22 protein-coding genes and 2 pseudogenes are annotated in these 16,713 nt (G+C 67.4%); 18 read left to right on the forward strand and 6 right to left on the reverse strand.

Going from position 1 to position 16,713, the window contains the following annotated elements:
• Positions 1–262 precede the first annotated feature (262 nt).
• Positions 263–658 (forward strand): hypothetical protein, encoded by a 396-nt coding sequence (locus tag I1A62_RS02125; RefSeq protein ID WP_219453800.1) that lies wholly within the window; start codon positions 263–265, stop codon positions 656–658.
• Positions 659–733: 75 nt separating this feature from the next.
• Here I1A62_RS02125 and I1A62_RS02130 read toward each other — a convergent pair whose 3' ends face one another.
• Positions 734–997: a hypothetical protein gene (locus I1A62_RS02130; protein WP_257890365.1), complete on the reverse strand. Its 264-nt coding sequence runs from the start codon at positions 995–997 to the stop codon at positions 734–736.
• 400 nt (positions 998–1,397) lie between these two features.
• Here I1A62_RS02130 and I1A62_RS02135 point away from each other — a divergent pair, with 400 nt between their 5' ends.
• Together I1A62_RS02135 and I1A62_RS02140 are read left to right on the forward strand one after the other, a co-directional pair.
• Complete coding sequence (locus I1A62_RS02135; protein ID WP_219453802.1) at positions 1,398–1,862, forward strand: DUF4190 domain-containing protein; 465 nt, start codon at positions 1,398–1,400, stop codon at positions 1,860–1,862.
• A gap of 38 nt (positions 1,863–1,900) precedes the next feature.
• Positions 1,901–2,071: a hypothetical protein gene (locus I1A62_RS02140; protein ID WP_219453804.1), complete on the forward strand. Its 171-nt coding sequence runs from the start codon at positions 1,901–1,903 to the stop codon at positions 2,069–2,071.
• 68 nt (positions 2,072–2,139) lie between these two features.
• Here the strand turns inward: I1A62_RS02140 and I1A62_RS02145 are convergent, their stop codons facing one another.
• Both I1A62_RS02145 and I1A62_RS02150 read right to left on the reverse strand, forming a co-directional pair.
• A complete protein-coding gene (locus I1A62_RS02145; protein ID WP_219453806.1) occupies positions 2,140–2,793 on the reverse strand; it encodes a TetR/AcrR family transcriptional regulator in 654 nt (217 codons plus the stop codon).
• Positions 2,794–2,925: 132 nt separating this feature from the next.
• Positions 2,926–3,213 (reverse strand): hypothetical protein, encoded by a 288-nt coding sequence (locus I1A62_RS02150; protein ID WP_219455027.1) that lies wholly within the window; start codon positions 3,211–3,213, stop codon positions 2,926–2,928.
• 709 nt (positions 3,214–3,922) lie between these two features.
• On the opposite strand from I1A62_RS02150, the gene I1A62_RS02155 reads away from it, so the two are divergent.
• From I1A62_RS02155 to I1A62_RS02170, 4 genes are all read left to right on the forward strand, one after another.
• Entirely contained in the window at positions 3,923–4,636 is a 714-nt protein-coding gene (locus I1A62_RS02155) for a ScbR family autoregulator-binding transcription factor (RefSeq protein WP_219453808.1), read from the forward strand.
• A gap of 201 nt (positions 4,637–4,837) precedes the next feature.
• Positions 4,838–5,182: a hypothetical protein gene (locus tag I1A62_RS02160; protein ID WP_219453810.1), complete on the forward strand. Its 345-nt coding sequence runs from the start codon at positions 4,838–4,840 to the stop codon at positions 5,180–5,182.
• Between the two features lie 183 nt (positions 5,183–5,365).
• The gene (locus I1A62_RS02165) at positions 5,366–5,545 is read left to right on the forward strand and encodes a DUF1508 domain-containing protein (protein WP_219453812.1); all 180 of its coding nucleotides are present in this window, start codon (positions 5,366–5,368) and stop codon (positions 5,543–5,545) included.
• Between the two features lie 477 nt (positions 5,546–6,022).
• The gene (locus I1A62_RS02170; RefSeq protein ID WP_219453814.1) at positions 6,023–6,265 is read left to right on the forward strand and encodes a hypothetical protein; all 243 of its coding nucleotides are present in this window, start codon (positions 6,023–6,025) and stop codon (positions 6,263–6,265) included.
• Between the two features lie 113 nt (positions 6,266–6,378).
• On the opposite strand, the gene I1A62_RS02175 is transcribed toward I1A62_RS02170, so the two are convergent.
• Positions 6,379–6,693: a hypothetical protein gene (locus tag I1A62_RS02175; protein WP_219453815.1), complete on the reverse strand. Its 315-nt coding sequence runs from the start codon at positions 6,691–6,693 to the stop codon at positions 6,379–6,381.
• 236 nt (positions 6,694–6,929) lie between these two features.
• Here I1A62_RS02175 and I1A62_RS45730 point away from each other — a divergent pair, with 236 nt between their 5' ends.
• From I1A62_RS45730 to I1A62_RS02205, 6 genes are all read left to right on the forward strand, one after another.
• Positions 6,930–7,211 (forward strand): hypothetical protein, encoded by a 282-nt coding sequence (locus I1A62_RS45730; RefSeq protein WP_257890366.1) that lies wholly within the window; start codon positions 6,930–6,932, stop codon positions 7,209–7,211.
• Between the two features lie 210 nt (positions 7,212–7,421).
• Complete coding sequence (locus I1A62_RS02185; RefSeq protein ID WP_219453816.1) at positions 7,422–8,048, forward strand: hypothetical protein; 627 nt, start codon at positions 7,422–7,424, stop codon at positions 8,046–8,048.
• Positions 8,049–8,054: 6 nt separating this feature from the next.
• Positions 8,055–9,542, forward strand: a complete 1,488-nt coding sequence (locus I1A62_RS02190) for an SRPBCC family protein (protein WP_219453817.1) — start codon at positions 8,055–8,057, stop codon at positions 9,540–9,542.
• On the forward strand, positions 9,539–9,922 hold the full coding sequence (gene gvpJ / locus I1A62_RS02195; RefSeq protein ID WP_072951758.1) for a gas vesicle protein GvpJ: 384 nt from the start codon (positions 9,539–9,541) through the stop codon (positions 9,920–9,922). Before I1A62_RS02190 ends, gvpJ begins: the two co-directional genes overlap by 4 nt.
• On the forward strand, positions 9,922–10,698 hold the full coding sequence (locus I1A62_RS02200; RefSeq protein WP_219453819.1) for a GvpL/GvpF family gas vesicle protein: 777 nt from the start codon (positions 9,922–9,924) through the stop codon (positions 10,696–10,698). The genes gvpJ and I1A62_RS02200 overlap by 1 nt, the downstream gene beginning before the upstream one ends.
• A 3-nt stretch (positions 10,699–10,701) precedes the next feature.
• Positions 10,702–10,941 carry a gas vesicle protein GvpG gene (locus I1A62_RS02205; RefSeq protein WP_219453821.1) on the forward strand — a complete coding sequence of 80 codons (240 nt, stop codon included), beginning with the start codon at positions 10,702–10,704 and terminating at the stop codon, positions 10,939–10,941.
• A gap of 78 nt (positions 10,942–11,019) precedes the next feature.
• On the opposite strand, the pseudogene I1A62_RS02210 reads toward I1A62_RS02205, so the two are convergent.
• Together I1A62_RS02210 and I1A62_RS02215 are read right to left on the reverse strand one after the other, a co-directional pair.
• Positions 11,020–11,251, reverse strand: a pseudogene (locus I1A62_RS02210) (hypothetical protein); the annotation flags it as partial.
• Between the two features lie 225 nt (positions 11,252–11,476).
• Positions 11,477–12,448, reverse strand: a complete 972-nt coding sequence (locus tag I1A62_RS02215; protein ID WP_219453823.1) for a ferritin-like domain-containing protein — start codon at positions 12,446–12,448, stop codon at positions 11,477–11,479.
• Positions 12,449–12,714: 266 nt separating this feature from the next.
• Between I1A62_RS02215 and I1A62_RS02220 the strand changes: the two genes are divergently transcribed.
• The 5 genes and pseudogenes from I1A62_RS02220 (at position 12,715) to I1A62_RS02240 (ending at position 16,117) form a co-directional block, all read left to right on the forward strand.
• Positions 12,715–13,041 carry an ANTAR domain-containing protein gene (locus tag I1A62_RS02220; protein WP_257890367.1) on the forward strand — a complete coding sequence of 109 codons (327 nt, stop codon included), beginning with the start codon at positions 12,715–12,717 and terminating at the stop codon, positions 13,039–13,041.
• A 145-nt stretch (positions 13,042–13,186) separates the two neighbouring features.
• The gene (locus I1A62_RS02225) at positions 13,187–13,411 is read left to right on the forward strand and encodes a hypothetical protein (protein ID WP_219453825.1); all 225 of its coding nucleotides are present in this window, start codon (positions 13,187–13,189) and stop codon (positions 13,409–13,411) included.
• Between the two features lie 455 nt (positions 13,412–13,866).
• Positions 13,867–14,065, forward strand: a pseudogene (locus tag I1A62_RS45735) (helix-turn-helix domain-containing protein); the annotation flags it as partial.
• 749 nt (positions 14,066–14,814) lie between these two features.
• Positions 14,815–15,258 carry a MarR family winged helix-turn-helix transcriptional regulator gene (locus I1A62_RS02235; protein WP_257890368.1) on the forward strand — a complete coding sequence of 148 codons (444 nt, stop codon included), beginning with the start codon at positions 14,815–14,817 and terminating at the stop codon, positions 15,256–15,258.
• A gap of 4 nt (positions 15,259–15,262) precedes the next feature.
• A complete protein-coding gene (locus I1A62_RS02240; RefSeq protein ID WP_219453829.1) occupies positions 15,263–16,117 on the forward strand; it encodes a DMT family transporter in 855 nt (284 codons plus the stop codon).
• Positions 16,118–16,713: the final 596 nt, after the last annotated feature.

Raw genomic sequence — 16,713 nt, forward strand, 5'->3', positions numbered from 1 at the left:
CCGGGGTCAGCACGGGCGTTCACTATGCCAGACGATCAACCCGGAACAACCCGGATCCCGCGACGCACGTCGACGGCCGGGCGGCGAAACCGGGTTATCGGTCGCCGGGCCGGCATCGGGTAGCCACTGGAAGGTGCGGGTACCCGGCAGGAAAGAGCGTGCGGGGGTCCCCGCGTCGGTCACCGCCGATGAGTCCGGAGGTGTCCGTGATAGGGATGAAAGTGTCGAACCGAAGGTCGGGGTGCCGGAGGAGATCAACCTCGTGACCGATGTCGTGACCGTCGACGAACTGGGGCGGTTCCGGTTGCGCCTGGAACGTCACCTCGACCAGGATCCCTCGCGGATCTGGCGGGTGCTGACACGGCTGCGGCGTCCCCCACGCCTGGCTCGCGTGCGACCGCGCGCCCTCCCACCGACGTTGCTCGAGTACACCACCGGCGACACCGCGGTGCGGTGGGAGATCGCCGACGACGGGTGCACCGGATCGGTGCTGGTCTTCACCCAGATGTGCGGGAACCGGCAAGACGGTGTCGCCGAGATGGGATGGTGGCTGACCACCCTCGAGGTCCTCGGCGAAAAACTCGCCGGCCGGGCGGACACCGATTTCCCGAACCGGGCCCGGTGCATGATCGACCGCTGCCGCTGCGCGTTCGGCTGACTCCGCCGCCACTTGCTGCTACGCCTGCGGACAGCGGTCTCCGGCCGCGTCCCTGCCGGCCCAGGGTCGCGTCTTTCACCGCGGCCGGGGGCCGACCTCCTCGAGTTGGGTCTCGAGCTGGTGGGCATCACCGACGGACCGCTCGAGGTCACGGTGCAGGCGCCGATAGGAACGTAGCCAGCCACTGTCCACCGGCTGGGCCCGCAGGTACGCCATCAGCTCCGCGCTGTTGTTGCCGGTGGCCAGCCATCGGCGCATCGCGGTCGTGCAATCCTGCACCCGACGCAGCATTGTCCGGTGCTCGACGTGTTTCGGGTGCTCAATGGCGGGGTCGGACATGACGGTCACTCCTGACGAGGCGGGTGGTGACGTGAGCGGGCCTCCCCGAGGGTGACACGAACCCGCGGATCCCGCTACCGATCGTCAGGGAAGCCGCGGCAATCCGGTGGGCACTCGACCGCGGTGGGGAGCAGATCTGTCGGCCCATCAAACGCTTTCGGAGCAATCGGCACTGTGCGCCGTTGGGCTCGTCCCGACATGAAGATGAAAAGGGTGATCGGGCCCCAGGGACCTGGACGAGGGGTCCGCTCACGACCGCGATACCGCAGCCTTCCGGTTGGAAACGGCGGGATCCGGGCATGCTTCCCCCACGTGACACCGCTCGACGAGCGGGACACACCCTGCCCGGTCCGAACGAGGGGTGACCGCGGAGAGATTCGATTCCGACACGGAGGTAGCAATGAACAGACCACTGACCGGCCGCGACGGCGACGACCCGCGCCGGGTGGAGCCCGGGGTCGACGACCGTCCCGTCGACGACAGGCCCGTCGCGGTCGAGGAGCAGCGGGTGGTGACCAAGCCCGCCCGGACCAGTGCGGCCGCCGCGTTCGCGCTCGCGTTCGGGGTGGCCGCTTTCGTGTGTGTGCTGATCGTGATCCTCTCCCCGGTCGGGCTGGTCCTGGGGATCGTCGGGCTGGTCCTCGGGGTGTTTGGTCTGCGGGCGGCCCGCCGGGTGGGGATCACCGGCAAGGGTGTCGCGATCGCCGGCCTGGTGCTGAGCGCGCTGGCGATCGTCATCTCGATCGCCTTCGCCGCCGGGATGGTCACCGTCCTCAACAACGACAGCGCCGTCGACCGTATCGAGCAGCAACTGGACCAGATGCGCGACAAGCTCCCCGATCACGTCGAGGTCCCACAGCCCTGACATCCCCACTTGCCCGCCGGTTTGTCGCGGTGTCGGTAGTGGTCAGGAGATCTGCTGTCCTGGTGCCGGTGTGTTCCGCGGTGGCCGGGGTGGCGGTACCGATGGGTGTGTTGGTCGGGTCCGCCTACAGCAGTCTCGTGTGGGCGTGTGTGACCGGTGTCGGTCTCACAGCCGCGATCGCCGTGGCCGTGGCGGGGATCCGGTGGTGAAGCCCGCCCCGTCGTTCCGTGCTCACCTCGTTCCCTGAGGAGGTGTTGCGGACATGGCGCAGCGCCGACTACACCGTGGGTGCGGGGTCTCGAGCCTTGGCGGCGAGAATCTGCACCAGGTCGTCAAGGGCGGCGAGGGCGGCCTCGCTGTCTCGGTCGACCAGCCAGCGCAACACCAGCCCGTTCATGCCCGCCAGCGCGAACCGGGCGACCTGATCGACCGGAGTCCCCCACTCGACACCGGTCCGGCCGGCGCAGAGGGTGAGAAACGCGACGGTCTCGGCGTCCATGATGTCGTACTGCTGCTGGGCGATCGCCCCGGCCGCAACGTTGCCGGCGCTGCGCTGCCGTAACGCGTGGGCGGTGATCTCGAAGGTCAACAGCTGGCGGTGGGGGGTAGCTTCGATGATCGGCCACAGCCCGCGGATTCCGGCGCGCAGTAAATCCTCGAGGGCCGCGGTCCCCGACAGCCCACCGGGTTCGGTGTACTGCCCGAACGCCGCCCGCATTCCCTCATTAACCTGCAGAATCTGGGTTTGCCCGAGGTGGGTGAGGAGGGTGTCCTTGTCGGTGAAGTGATAGTGCACCACCCCCATCGAAACCCCGGCCGCGGCGGCGAGGGGGCGCACCGTCAGCGCGGCGATCCCCTGCTCTGCCGCGATCGTCAACGCCGCCTCGATCAGTTGCCTGCGACGTTGATCGGCGGGAAGCTTCTTCCCCATGCGCTGAGCGTAAGCGGCCGCGGCGGGTCACCCGACGCGGATCAACATCTTCGCCCCCAGTTTCCAGGCCACAGTGTCCCGTTCAGCGCCCAGCCACCCGGAAACGGCCGGCGTGCGGCGGAAGGGCCGCTCTCACCCCACGAGGATCAGCACGCCGACGAACGCCACCGCGATGCCCGAGGCCGCGCCGCAGATCGCCCACGCCAGGGTCGCGACCCGGGGCCAATCCCGATCCGCAGGCACCTTGTCCGTGATGAGCACCCCCGCCCGCGGCCCGGGCCCGGCCCCCGCGGCCCGCCGGGCGGCCAGCTGACGGCCCGAGCGCCGGGACCGCGCGTCCGCGGCGACCGCCGCCGCGAGAGACAGCGCAACGACCAGCAATGTCACGACCAACGCCGCGACCATCCAGAACATGTTCATACCGAGCACTCGTACTTCCTTGATTTCAGGGATCCGTCACTGTCGACGCGCGGCCACCCCACTCCGTCCCGCCCCCGGCCTCTGTATCGCCCCGGGAACGCATACCGTTGCGGCGCGGCGGGTAACGATTTCCATTCGGCGCCACGGCCTCGTTACGACACCGTCAAAGCCGAAATTTATCCCACTCCTCGAATTGACGGAGAGTTTCCCGATTCTGATCACTCGTCCATTTCCATATTTTGAGCGATCGTCCAATTGAAGTGGTCTTTCGTCCAGTTCGAAAAGCTCAACTTATTTCGGATTTTATGAAACATCGGAGGTGCTCGCGGGCGATATGTGAGTAAGCGGGATCGACGATTCCGTGGTTGGCAACACAGAGACGAGGAGTTGAATATTTCATGGGTTCTGCAGGTGTTGACTTTTCCGTCGCGTTCGAGGCGTTCCTGAAGTGGCTGAGCGTCATGTTCGGCGGCGGCATCGGAATCGGTTGATCGGCCGGAGACGGCCCTGACGCGGTAGCGGCTCGGCTCACCAGGTGGGAGCCGAGCCGCCGCCACGAGCGGGCAACTACGCCCCCGAGACCAGCATGGACGATGAAGGCAGCGCGGCCGCCGCGGTACGCTCGTCCCAGCCCCGTCCCTGCAGGCCGAAGGTTCAGCCCGCGCGAAAGGGGTACTACTGCACCGGCAGTTCGAAAAGGGGGGCGGGAATGGCCATCAAAACCCGGAAGCGGGGACAACTCACCCGGGATGCGGTGGTGCAATGTGCGGCCGAGGAATTCGTCCGGAACGGCTATGTTCAGGCGACACTGGAAAACATTCTCGTCGGAGTGGGCGCCACCAAAGGTGGCCTCTACTTTCATTTCAAATCCAAGGAACAACTCGCGCGCGCCGTGATCGATGCGGGGTTCACCGAATTGGACCAGATCTGCACCGGACGGATGAAACCGTACACAAGTGCGGTCGAGGCGCTGATCGAATTCACCTACGCCCTCGCCCACGACCGGTCCGCCGACCCGATGATCGGCGCCGCGTTTCGGTTGGTCCTCGAGATCGGCGACTACCGCGGCACCACACCGAACACCGTCTTCGAGGATTGGACGCAGACGTGCCGGAAGTTGGTGCACCGGGCCCGGACGGAGGGTGATCTCCGCGCGGACGTCGACGCCGAGAAACTCGCCCCGCTCCTGGTCGACGCGGCCTACGGTGTTCGCCTGCACGCCGGTGTCCCCGGCCATGAAGGAAGGTCGGCGCAGCAGATGACGGTGATGTGGCGGATGCTGCTGCCGGGCCTGACCGATCCGGCGACCGGCCGATACCTGTGCCAGTTCGCCGCCCGCCGGCACCGCCCGACGACCACCGCTCCCGGGGACACGCACCCGCAGCAGCGTCTACCGGCGAACGACGTCGCCTACCCGGCCTGAACCGCACGGTGGCGGCACCATCGGGGCCGGCACCGACCGAGCCGGTGTTGTCCGTGCCTCCCAAATCCCGTGTCTCCCAATTCCCTTGTCTGCCGATGTCGGATGCGTGGGCGGAATCGGACTCTACGATCAGCGGGCCTGCCGTCGGGGCAGTATCGAGGGCTTGCCCACCGCGGGCCCGGCACCCGATATCGTCGCTGGATGGACGAGTCAGCCCACCACCACACCGATCGGCTGGAGGACTCCGCAGAGGTATCCGACGACGCGCCGGCCGCGCCGGTGCGGGACGAGCAGCGCGACGAAGTCCTGGCCCGGGCGGTGATCGATGCCCTCGCTGACGGCATGACATGGGAGCAGATCGGGACCCGGCTCGGAGTACCCTGCCCGTGTGGTCACGACGCAGTGACCGACCGGGAGTGGCAGGACGCGATCGTCGACCACGAGAACGCCCGTGCACAGCGGATCCAGCGGCGCCCTCAGGAATCGCCCCACCACCACGCCCCGAAGCCCCCTGTGCGGGATGACGGCGAGACCAGCGGGTGGTAGCCCGCCTGGGTGAAGGGAAGGACTGGCCGCAGCGCTCGGCGCGCGCACGGAGCTCACCGGCGAGGTGCGCCGGATGGGTCGGTCGTGACGAATTGCGGGTTCCGCTGTAGCAGGGTCACCCGTCGTCTTACCGTGAAAGTCCACGATGCCCGCGGCCCGCGTGGACCTACCGGAGGAGGATCCATGACTGCGAAGTTCGAGCTTTTCAAGGACGCCGGCGACAAGTTCCGATTTCACCTGAAGGCAGCAAACGGCGAAATCATCGCGGCAAGTCAGGGCTACACCTCGAAGGCCGCGGCTCAAAACGGTATTGCGTCGATCAAGGCGAATGCCGCGACCGCCGAGACCGAAGACTTGACTTGACCGCAGCGCTGCTGGAAATAAATACCAATCGGTATGCCCTGTCCTGCATGCCGCGATCGACACGAGCCCGACTCGGGCGTCATGATCTCCGCGCGGGGCCTCGTCCTCATCCATCCACGGGAGGCGGGGCATCATGCCTGATCAGGTCGAGTCGTTCCTCTTGTGAGATGTGCGGGACGGGCTCGTGGGTTTGTCCGGGGAGGTCGCACGCGGCCGGGGCGGGGTGGGCGAACACCCGGGCCTCGGCGCGTACGACGGAGGGCGCCCCGCGCGGCCGAAGGGGTTAGCGACCGGAACCGGGGCTGGCTGCCCCGGCGGGTCTGGCGCGAGCCCCGGGACAACGTACTGTGCGGGTACCCGGATCCGGTCCGGCTACGCCGGATTCGCCGCCAGGCCCCCGGGGAAGGCGTGGCAGCACCGTGACCTCGGTGCGGCTTATGATGCGGGCGCGTGGCCGGAGTGGAAAGGGGCCGACCGATGTCCGAGAGCACGCACACCCCGAAACCCGGGCCCGCGGCGCTGAGTGTGGGCGCGCGGGTGCTGGTGCGCCGGCCCTCCGGCCCGGCGCAGACCGGTCGAATCGTGGAGGACTTCGCCGCGCTGACCGACACCGGGGAGCGGGGGCACCTCTGGGCGCCGGTGCACCGGTGGGCGGTCGCCCTCGACGACGGGCGGCTGGTGTTCGCCGACACCGACGGCCTGACCGCGGACCCGGCCTGACCGCCCACCCCGGGGCCGGGTGGGATCGGGCCGGTAGACCCGTGGCCTGCCGAACCAGTTCGAGACCGTCCCCGGGACCCCTCGTGCCCGTGGCCCCGGGGGCGGTCGACCGGTTACCTCACCATCACGCTGCCGGTGAAGAAGAACGGTGGGGTGCCGCCGAAGCAGAAGACGGTCACCGTCGAGTCTTTCGCGAAGCCGCTCAACGTCCCGACACCGGGCGCAAACGCACCGGTCTTGAGGTTGAAGCCGGAGTCGAAGCCGAAGCAGGTCCAGTTCTCGCCGGCCGGCACCGTGACGGTCACGGTTCCCGACGCGCCGGCCCCGACGCTCAACGCCGGCACCGCCGACGCGGTCCCTGCCGCAAGGACCATCGCGGGAGCAATCACTGCCGTCGCGATGGCCGTGCGCGCTGCGAGTTTGTTCATCGTGCTCACCTCATCCATGGAAGTCCCCGACTCCTGCGGTGAACGGGGCTCCGGACGCGGCGCGACGACGGTGGACATTCCGCGCACCCTTTGCGGGGCACTCGTCCTGTGAACACGTGACGCTTTCCCCGTAACCAGCAGTTCAAACCGGGGCGCGACCGACCCAGAGATCCCCTCGCCGACGGCTACGACACCGCCCGCCGAGACGATCCGGTGACAAGGCGGGCCGCACCGAGGTGGTGATCATCGAGGTCGTGCAGATCGCGGTCCTGCTCGAGGTGAACTGGCAAGGCGAACTCGAATGGGTCGTCGGGGAGCTGGCCGAACACTGGGACAACCGGGTCACCCCGCGGATCCTCGGGCCGATGGCGCCCTCCGACTTCATCGTCGCCCGCACACAGCTTCGCCCCACCAAAGGCGGGTGCGTCACCTGGATCCCCGTGCGCGATTGGCGACCCCGATGCTCGCATGGCCATACCGCGGTGGACAGACCGACACCATCCCTGGCGCCACGATGAGCACCGGAACACACCGTCGTCGTCGACAGGAGCCACCGACCGGTCGGACCGTTTCGCGGCCGAACTGCGGTTTCCTTTTTGGCGGCCGATTGAGTGGCCCTGCCTCGGGGTAGTCGGCGGAGATGCGCCCCCCACCGCGCAGGATCCGCTCACAGACCGACGTCGGCGCCGAGGTGCACCACCACATCCACTCGACGAAGGGGTTGGGCGATGACAAGCAAGGGCCAGATGGCCATGGCCGTGGGTGCCGGTTACATGTTGGGCCGCACGCACAAGATGAAGCTGGCGCTGATGCTCGCCGGGTTCGGGGCCAGCAGACGGTTTCCCGGCGGGTCGCTGGGTGTTCTCAACGAGGGCCGCAAGCTGCTCGCCGATTCCCCCGAGGTCGCCAAGCTCGGTGCGACGGTCCGCAAGGAGCTGATGAATGCCGCGAAGGCGGCCGCGGTGACCGCGGCCAGCCAGCGCATCGACTCGCTCAACACCCGGCTGCAGTCGGGTGAGGACCTCCTCGGCGGCCTCGGCGAGGCAGCGGGCGGGAAGAGGAAGTCGAAGCGGGCCCGTGACGAGGAACCCGACGACGAGTACGAGGACGACGAGGACGAGGACGAGGGCGCCGACGAGCCCGGTGACGACGATTCCGAACAGACGCCCCGCGCCAGCAGGCGGCCGACCCCGCGCCGCCGGTCCTCCGCGGGCGGTGGTTCCCGGCCCACCCGGTCCCGGTCGCGGTCGTCGACGAAGGATGACGACGAGGACGAGGACGAGCTGTCCCGGGCCCGCAGGACGCGCGCGAAGGCGACGACCGATTCCGTACCCGTACGACGCGCCCGGAAGTGATCAGCGATGACCTCGAATCTTGACAGTGCGGCGAAGAAGCTGCGTAAGAACGTTTCCGGTGCGTCCGGTGAGACCGCATCGATCTCACCCCTGCAGAAGGCGGCGCAGGGCCTGCTCGGCACCGTGACCGACAAGGCCGTCGCCGCCGTCTCCGACAAGGTGGCGGGCGCGACCGGCCGGCTGACCGACTACGCCGAGGGCGGCGGTGGAAGCCTGCTGTCCGCCGTCACCGGCAAAGGCAACGGCAACGGCGACGGCAACGGCAACGGCAACGGCAACGGCAACGGTGACGGGAAGGGCGACGGCAAGTCGCTGTTCTCCGGGCTGACCGACAAGGTGAAGGACACGGCGTCGGATGTGAAGGACGCGGTCACCGGCGGCGGTGGCGGTAAGGGCAAGAAGCTCAAGTTGACCAACATCGTCGAAACGATCGATGTCGGGGTGCCGGTCCAACTGGCGTATAACCAGTGGACCCAGTTCGCCGATTTTCCGTCGTTCATGAAGAAGGTCGAGCGGGTGGAGCAGGAAGCGGACGAGAAGCTCGAGTGGAAAGCGCAGATCTTCCTTTCGCATCGCACCTGGGAGGCGTCGATCCTCGAGCAGGTTCCGGATGAGCGGATCGTGTGGCGGTCGAAGGGCGCCAAGGGTTTCATCGACGGTGCGGTGACGTTCCACGAGGTGACCCCCGATCTCACCCGCATCGTGTTGATTCTCGAGTATCACCCGAAGGGGTTGTTCGAGAAGACGGGGAACCTGTGGCGGGCACAGGGTCGGCGAGCGCGCTTGGAGTTGAAGCACTTCGGGCGCCACGTCATGACGCAGTCCGTTCTTCATCCTGACGAGGTTGTGGGGTGGCGCGGGGAAATCCGGGACGGCAAGGTCGTCGAACCCGAGGAGTCCGAGGACGACAACGAGGAATCGGCCGACGACGAAGAGCCGCAGGACCAAGAGGAGTCCGGCGAGTACGAAGACGAAGAACCCGAGGACGAGACCGCTGAGGACGAGTCCGGCGAGTACGAAGACGAAGAACCCGAAGACGAGGAACCTCCGGAGGACGAGTCCGGCGAGTACGAGGACGAGGAACCGGAAGAGGAGCCGGAGGACGAGTCCGGCGAGTACGAGGACGAGGAATCCGAGGACGAGTCCGCTGAGGACGAGTCCGGCGAGTACGAGGAGGAAGAGCCGGAAGAGGAGCCGGAAGAGGAATCCGGCGAGTACGAGGACGAGTCCGCTGAGGACGAGACGGAGGAGGAAGAGCCTGAGGAGGAGGAGCCCAAGCCGCGCCGGCGCCGTCCCGAGCCGCGCCGGCGTCGTCCCCAGAAGGCCGCTGCACAGAAGGCACCCGTAAAGAGGGCCGCAGCGAAGAAGACCCCCGCGAAGAAAACTGCCGCGAAGAAGACCCCCGCGAAAAGGGCCGCCGCGAAGAAGACCCCCGCGAAGAAAACTGCCGCGAAGAAGGCAACACCGCGGCGTAGGACGGGAGCACGCGCATGACCACGGCAGGTGGACCCAGCTCGAGTAGTCTCGCCGACGTCATCGACACCATCCTCGACAAGGGCCTCGTGATCGACGCCTACGTGCGGGTCTCGCTGGTCGGCATCGAACTGCTGACCATCGACGCCCGAGTCGTCGTCGCGAGCGTGGACACGTACCTGCGGTTCGCGGAGGCGGTGAACCGGCTCGAGATCGGCAGCGAACCGAAGGGGCTGTCCGAGATCGTGTCGGGCGCCACCGAGGGCGCTGCCAAGCACAAGACGAAGGGTGCGCTCGAATCGGCGGGCGACAAGCTCGGCGGCCTCTTCGGGGGCGGGGAGGAAGAGGAAGAACCGGAGCGGGAACGAGTCTCGCGCAAATCGACGCGCGGTGACCGGTGATGGCCACCTCGGAGCAGACGAAGCAAACGACCGGTATGTATGTCTACGGCATCGTCCCGGCCGACGTCGAGGTCGCCGACGATGCGACCGGGGTCGCGGACGGCACCGTGGAGGTGATCACGCACGGTGACATCGCCGCCCTGGTGAGCGGGCTGTCGGTGGACCGGGCGCTCGGCGCACCCGGGGACCTGCGGGCGCATGCGGACCTGCTGGACGGGGTGGCCGGGGTGGCGCCGGTGCTGCCGCTGCGGTTCGGTGCGGTGCTCCGCGACGCCGACGCCGTGCAGGAGGAACTGCTCTCGGCGCACGCGGACGAGTTCGGTACTGCTCTCGAGCAGTTGGCGGGCAAGGCCCAGTACATCGTGAAGGGCCGGTACGTGGAGAAGGCGATCCTGCAGGAAATTCTCGACGAGAACGAGCAGGCGGCGGCGCTGCGCGAGGAGATTCGCGACAAGTCGGAGGACGAGGGCCGGCAGGCACGGATGGCACTGGGGGAACTGGTGAGCAACGCAATCGCCGCCAAACGCGAAAAGGACACCCGCAGGGTCGTCGAGGCGCTCGACGACCTCGCCGCTTCCGTGAACGTGCGCGAACCAACGCACGAGGAGGAGGCCGTGCAGGTGGCGATCCTCGCCGACGTCGAGCGTCAGGACGAGCTCGAACAGGTGCTCGGCGACCTGGCCCAGGACTGGGACGGGCGGGTGGAGATGCGCCTGCTCGGACCGCAGGCGGCGTACGACTTCGTGGTGACCCAGAAGCCGGAGGGGCAGGGCTGAGGCATGGGTCTGTTCTCGTTCATCGTCACCTTGCCGCTGCAACCGGTCAAAGGGGTGATCTCGCTGGCGGAGTTGATCCAGCGGCAGGTCGAGCAGGAGTTGCACGATCCGGCGCGTGCCCGCCGGGCGCTCGAGGAACTCGAGGAGGCCCGGGAACGTGGTGAGATCACCGAGGAGGAGGAAATGCAGGCACAGCAGGCGATCCTCGACCAGATGACGGGCGGTGGCGGAGCCAGCCCCTGAGCAAATAGGGCACACACGGCAAAGCCGAAACCCGCCCCGCCGCAATGGTAAAGGCGGAGACGGAGACGGCGGTCGGCCTTACCAGAGGGTGAGGGGAAGTCCGGCCGCCTCGGCGCACCGGAGGCGTTGGTTGCCCAATCGCAGGTGGTGCGGGTTGACGCAGCCGGCGAAGTCGCACTGGTGACACAGCACGGCGTCGTCGGCGCCGGACCACCCCAGCCGCGAAATGATTCCGTATTCGAGCTGGTACGCGAACAGGTAGGCGGGCACGGTGCCTCGGCGGGACGGTCGGCAGGTTGGCAGCACGGAAGACTGGTGGGGTGCGATATTCGAAAGGTGTCGTATTCCATCCCCCCGCCACAGTGCTCCGTTACCGTCTCGAATATGACCGGTCGCCGATCGGTGTATCGGACGTCGGTTGACTTGTTGGGCAGCGGGTGGTGCATCGATAGCGTCCACGAAGGCGTGGTCCCCCAGAGGTCGCCGACCTCGCGAAGCGGCGCTGCTCCACAGAGGTCGGCGACGGTCGATCCGGTCAGCTCAGGCCCACGACTTCCTGGGCGATCGCGGCCAGGCGAGTCTGCGCAGCCGAGACGACCCCGTGCCGGTTCTTGTGCGCTTCCTCGTACGCCACGATGGCGCGCACATCCGCCGGTTCGGTCAATTCCTTGACTGCAGCCACTGCCTCCGCGACGTTGAGGTCGTCGTAGCCCTCGATGGGCAGCTCCCCCGGTTCGAGGACCCCGGCCGCGGTACGGGCCGAATGCAGCACTTCCGCGACCCCGTCGGCTCCTTCGCGGCGGGTGACCTGCTCCGCGGTCTCGAGGGCGGCGTCTCGGGATGCAGTTAGGGTTTTGACGGCGACGTCGCCGGCCTGCGCTCCTCGGTTCAGTAGGTCACTGAGCGCCGGTGGGGTGGCGCGGACGGTGTCGAGAGCCCGGTCCAGGCCGCGGGCCGACCAGGACACCGGCGCGTTGACCAGCCGCACCGCGGTCCCGGCCGCCGCCTGCAGCGGGGTGCGGCGCAGTGCCGCCGGCCCGCCCAACGCATCCTCGGCGAGGACGGTGGTCAGCCAGTCGACGGTCGCCGAGTGGGCAGCGATCAGCCGGAACGCCAGGTTCTCGACCTCCTTCTTCTGGGCCGCGGCGGCGAGGGCCTTGATGTAGCGGGCCCGGTCGAGGAGTTGGTGTTCGAGCGCGAGATCGCCGAGCAGGGCTTCGTCGAACGGTTGGGCCTGCTCGACGATCGCCTTGACCGCGGCGGCGGCTCGCCCGAGGAACGGGCCGATCAACTCCGGGGCGCCGCCGAGTTCGCGGATCGCGGACTCGATGGCCTCGGCGCGGGCGCGGCCGTTGTCGGCGTTCTCGGTCAGCTCCCGGCGGACGGCCTCGGTGCGGGCCTGCACTGTGCGGGTTTCGGCGATCTGAATTTCGGTGTGGGTCAAGTCGAGGACTGTGCGCAGCTGCGCCAGCAAAGTAGTGGTGCTTGATGTATTCGATGTGCTCATGCGGTATTTCGCCCCTTCGGCATTTGACGGCATCGGGTCGGCGCAAGGTGCACCGCTGCCTCGCCTACCCAGCCCCGCCGATGGGTAAGCACCCGGACAGGTCGGGCAGGGGGAATTCGGCAACTGTTCACCAGCGGCTCGCTTCCGGCACGGCGTGGGTGATCCTCCACGTCCTCCTGTGACGTGCGTGAATCGGACCCGTTTCGGGTACGCCGAGGGAAGGACAGGCCCGATCCACGACCGGGAGTGGAGCCCGATCACGAAAGATGACGATGCCCATGACGTCGGTGCCCGAACCGCACCCGAACATCCGGGTTGGTGTCCAACATGCCAGGGACGGACGGGAAACGCTGTCGGTGGCGGAAGGCATCCTGATCGCACTACGCCGTTGCAGTCCGACCGAGGCCTTCGACGAACTGCTCCGAGTCGCGCGCCGGCATCACCTCAGCGTGCTGACCGTCGCCCACGCCCTGGTCGATCTCGCAATCGACGCCCATACCCCGCTGGGATCCGCGGAACGGCACACGAACGCATCCGAAGCGGTGACCGAGTGGGAGTCGCGTCTCGCGCACTGGCCAGGGTCTTCGCGGTGAATAGAACAGCTGCTGACCGTAGGACACCCTGCCCGCCGGCAATGCCTCATCGGTGTCCCCCAGCGGTCGTCTGAGGCCCTCTCGCCTCGCCAGTCTGCTCGCCGCTCCTGTTGGCGGTCCCGCACCGCCGAGGCAGGATGTATCCATGTCGATGAACGAACCGTTCCTGCCGATCACCCACGTGGGTTCCGACGAGATCGACGCCGCCGACCCTGGGTTGGGTGCCCCCGGCACCCCCACACCGCCAACCACCGACGACGACACCGATGAGGCGGAGAACGAATTCGAGGACCGCATTGAACAGGCCCGCGGCGAGAAGCAGATCTTCCGCACCCCCGAACCGTCCCCCGACCGGCCCGCCTCGGATTGACTCTCACCGGCACGAATCGGACAACCATCTCGCACCGTCAGCCGTCCGGTTCCTTGCCGGTTTCCGGGACGGGGTATCGACGACCTTGTGGGACCCACCGCGGATCCAGCCGATCCCCCACGCGACGCGTCGGATAATCCGCTGAAAATGCGGTGTCCGGAATCGGCCGCCGCGGCGGCCGAGACGGCGCCGCTCGACCACTACTACCGCACCCCGCAGAAGATGGACGCGGGAACGATCAGGACAAAGGGAACGAGGACCACAACCACAGCAGCGAGCACTCCACGGCACCCCCAGGCCGACAGACAACACTGCGACCACACCACCCCCGAGCAGGTGGGTCGCTGTGACCGGGTTGGTCGAAACGGTGCCATCGAAGTACCGACCCCCATTGGGGTTGCCGCGTTTGTGATGGTGGTGCCGAAAACAGCGCTGCGAGAAAGTCTCTCGAGAGGATGTACTATCTCACGACTCGCCCGGCGTCGAGGATCCACGGGCTGACCATCAGCGCCGGGAAGATGTCGGGCATGTGGTCGACCGACTCGTTGGCCAGTTCATCAAACTCGCCGACCTTGACGCCATCTGCACCGTGCTCGGCTGCGAGGTCGGCGAACTACTTCCCCGAGCCCGATAAGGTCACTCGCCCGGTCGGCCACGAGCCCGATAAGGTCACTCGCCCGGTCGGCCACGAGCCCGAGGGTCCGCCCGCTGCGGCCTCATCCGGCGGGCCCGCGGTGGTCCCCACGGGCAGGAACGGGCGCTCGCCGACGCCAAAGCCGCCGGGAAAACCGCAGTCTCCGAACCGTTTCTGCGTCGGGTGCGCAGCCAGCAGCTGTTCTTCGCCCGCATGCACCGCGACCACCACCGCATCCCCGGACGAGCACGACTGAGCAAGGGCGGCACGCGAGGACGGCGCCCCAGACCCCTGGGTCCCGAGCGCCGAGATCCCACAGGGGCCGGGGTTCAACTCCGTCTCCCGCTCGATATTCGCCGCGAATACCGCCGTTTCGACCGCCGGCGGGACGCGGACCTGACCAATCCCACCCTCATACGCGGCCGTCGCGTCGCCCAGGACTTCGGTGAGGCCCACGGGTGGTCACACGCACAAGTCGTCACCATCGGCGGCACCATGCGGGTGCATTCTGGTCCGCGACGTACACTGCGCACGTTCCGTATGAGAACCCGTGGGAGTTGGATCGGCTGTGGCTAACGAGAGGTCGACTGAAACTGCCGCCGCTTTCTGATTGGACAGGCACAGATGGGTCTCGATGTGCAGATCCAACCTTGACGTTCATGCAAACTGCATGAAGTAATGCAGTATGCATGACATCGAACGCACGGCCAATCTTCTTGGGGCAGCCTCCCTGGCGCTCACCGACCTCACCGTTGGCGGAGCGACTTCGGTGAGACGGCTGAGTGCGAGTAGTTCGGCAGCCCTGGTCTCACTATTCGCTCATCCGGGGCTGAGCGTCAGCGAACTGGGTAGGCGGGTGGGGCTGAGCCAGCCGGCCGCCGCTCGGATGGTGGACTCACTGGAGGCCGATGACCTCGTGGAACGAATTCCGAGCCCCGTCAACCGACGGTGGATGACCGTGCGGCCGACTCAACAGGGAAATCGACTCGCGCAGCAGTTGCTGAGGGGCCGCAGTGCTCCGCTCGTTGACACCGTCGCCAAGCTCGACGAGAGAGACCAGCAGGCGCTGGCCGCGCTGTTGGAGAAGATCCTGACGCACGTCTACGAGGAGACGGGGCAGGGCCAACGCATCTGCCGCCTCTGTGATCGAAAGAGTTGTACGCGTTCGGCCCCGTGCCCGGTCGGGCAGGCCGAACGCGCGGAGGAGATGTGAAGTCGTGGGTATCGCCCTGGCGCTGGTCTCGGCCCTGAGCTACGGGATCTCCGATGTGATCGGCGGTCTGGCGTCACGGCGCATCTCATTTGTGCGCGTTGCTCTCATCGGGCAAGTCGGCGGTCTGTGTGCCACTGCCCTCCTCATGCTCGTCATTTCGCCCACCCCGACGCAGGGCGCCGACTTGGCCTGGGGTGCGGGCTCCGGCATCGGTACCGGACTGGCCATGGCGTTCCTCTTCCGCGGCCTCAGTCGTGGTGCGATGTCCGTCGTTGTGCCTCTCAGCGCCGTCGGCGGCGTTGCGCTGCCGGTCCTGATCAGTGTTGCGTTCCTCGGCGACAAGCCGCCCTGGCTGACCTGGGTCGGTATCTTGATCGCGCTGCCGGCGTTGTGGTTCATCAGCAGTAGCACCGACGGGTCGGGCTCTGCCTCGCGCGCCGCCGTCTATGACGGTCTCGCCGCGGGCGGCGGCATCGCCATCCAGTACCTCTGTCTCGCGCAGGCGGAACCGTCCTCGGGTCTGTGGCCCATCCTCAGCGGTCGTGCCGCGGCCATCGCGACGATCCTGGTTGCTGCGGTCGCGCTGCTGCGGAGTACCACCGTGCGAAACACTGCACCTACGAGCCCCTCAGCTCTCGCGCTCAGCGTCGGTGCGGGCGTGCTGGCCGCAACCGCGCTGGCCGCCTACCTCTACGCGCTCCGAACCGAGTTCGTCACCGTCGCTGTTGTCTTGTCCTCGCTCTATCCGGTCGTCCCGGTGATCGTGGGAATCGTGTTCCTCCACGAGCGCCTCCGGCCACCCCAGACACTCGGACTGGCCGCTGCGCTCACCGCGACAGTCCTCATAGCCGTGGCGTAAGCCTGAAACGGACAAGATTGCGGGCCTCGTACTCGTTCCCAACGACGGGTCCGCCATTCCCGAACGGCCGCTCTGCCAATCACACCCGCGACTCGCGGACATCGGATTTGCGGTGTTCTCCTTCGGGTAAAGGAACGCCGCCGCAGGGAATGGGTGGGCGAACGACTGCAGTTGCGGGCTCTCGAAGATTCTGTCCTCCAGCCCGTTCCCCGTCGCAGCACTGCGGGGTTTCACCAGCAGGAACACGTATCGGCACGGGTACTTCTTTGAGGCCTCACCGCAGCCCGACGCAATCGAGTTGCCCCTCGTTGCGGCCCGGCCGGCGATTGGGCGGGAGCCTGTCACCACGTACTTGAAGCTTCCTCCGCCGGAGATCCTTCGGGCCGGAATCGTCTCCCTGGGTGGCGGTTCCGGGCGCAGAAAGTACTTCTGAGGCGGGCGCTCCGGATAGGAATAGCGAGGACCGCTAGTCGATCCGCTAACGGTGCGACTTCCTCCATCTGAGGTCTGCGACCTGGGACGACATGGGCCATCGCCATCGGGCGGGGGCTGATTCCGCGTGTTGGCGGCGGCGATCCCCATCAATGCGATGGTCG

Origin of the sequence: Rhodococcus sp. USK10 (assembly GCF_019378875.1) — a bacterium.
In the GTDB taxonomy this organism is placed as follows: domain Bacteria; phylum Actinomycetota; class Actinomycetes; order Mycobacteriales; family Mycobacteriaceae; genus Rhodococcus_F; species Rhodococcus_F pseudokoreensis.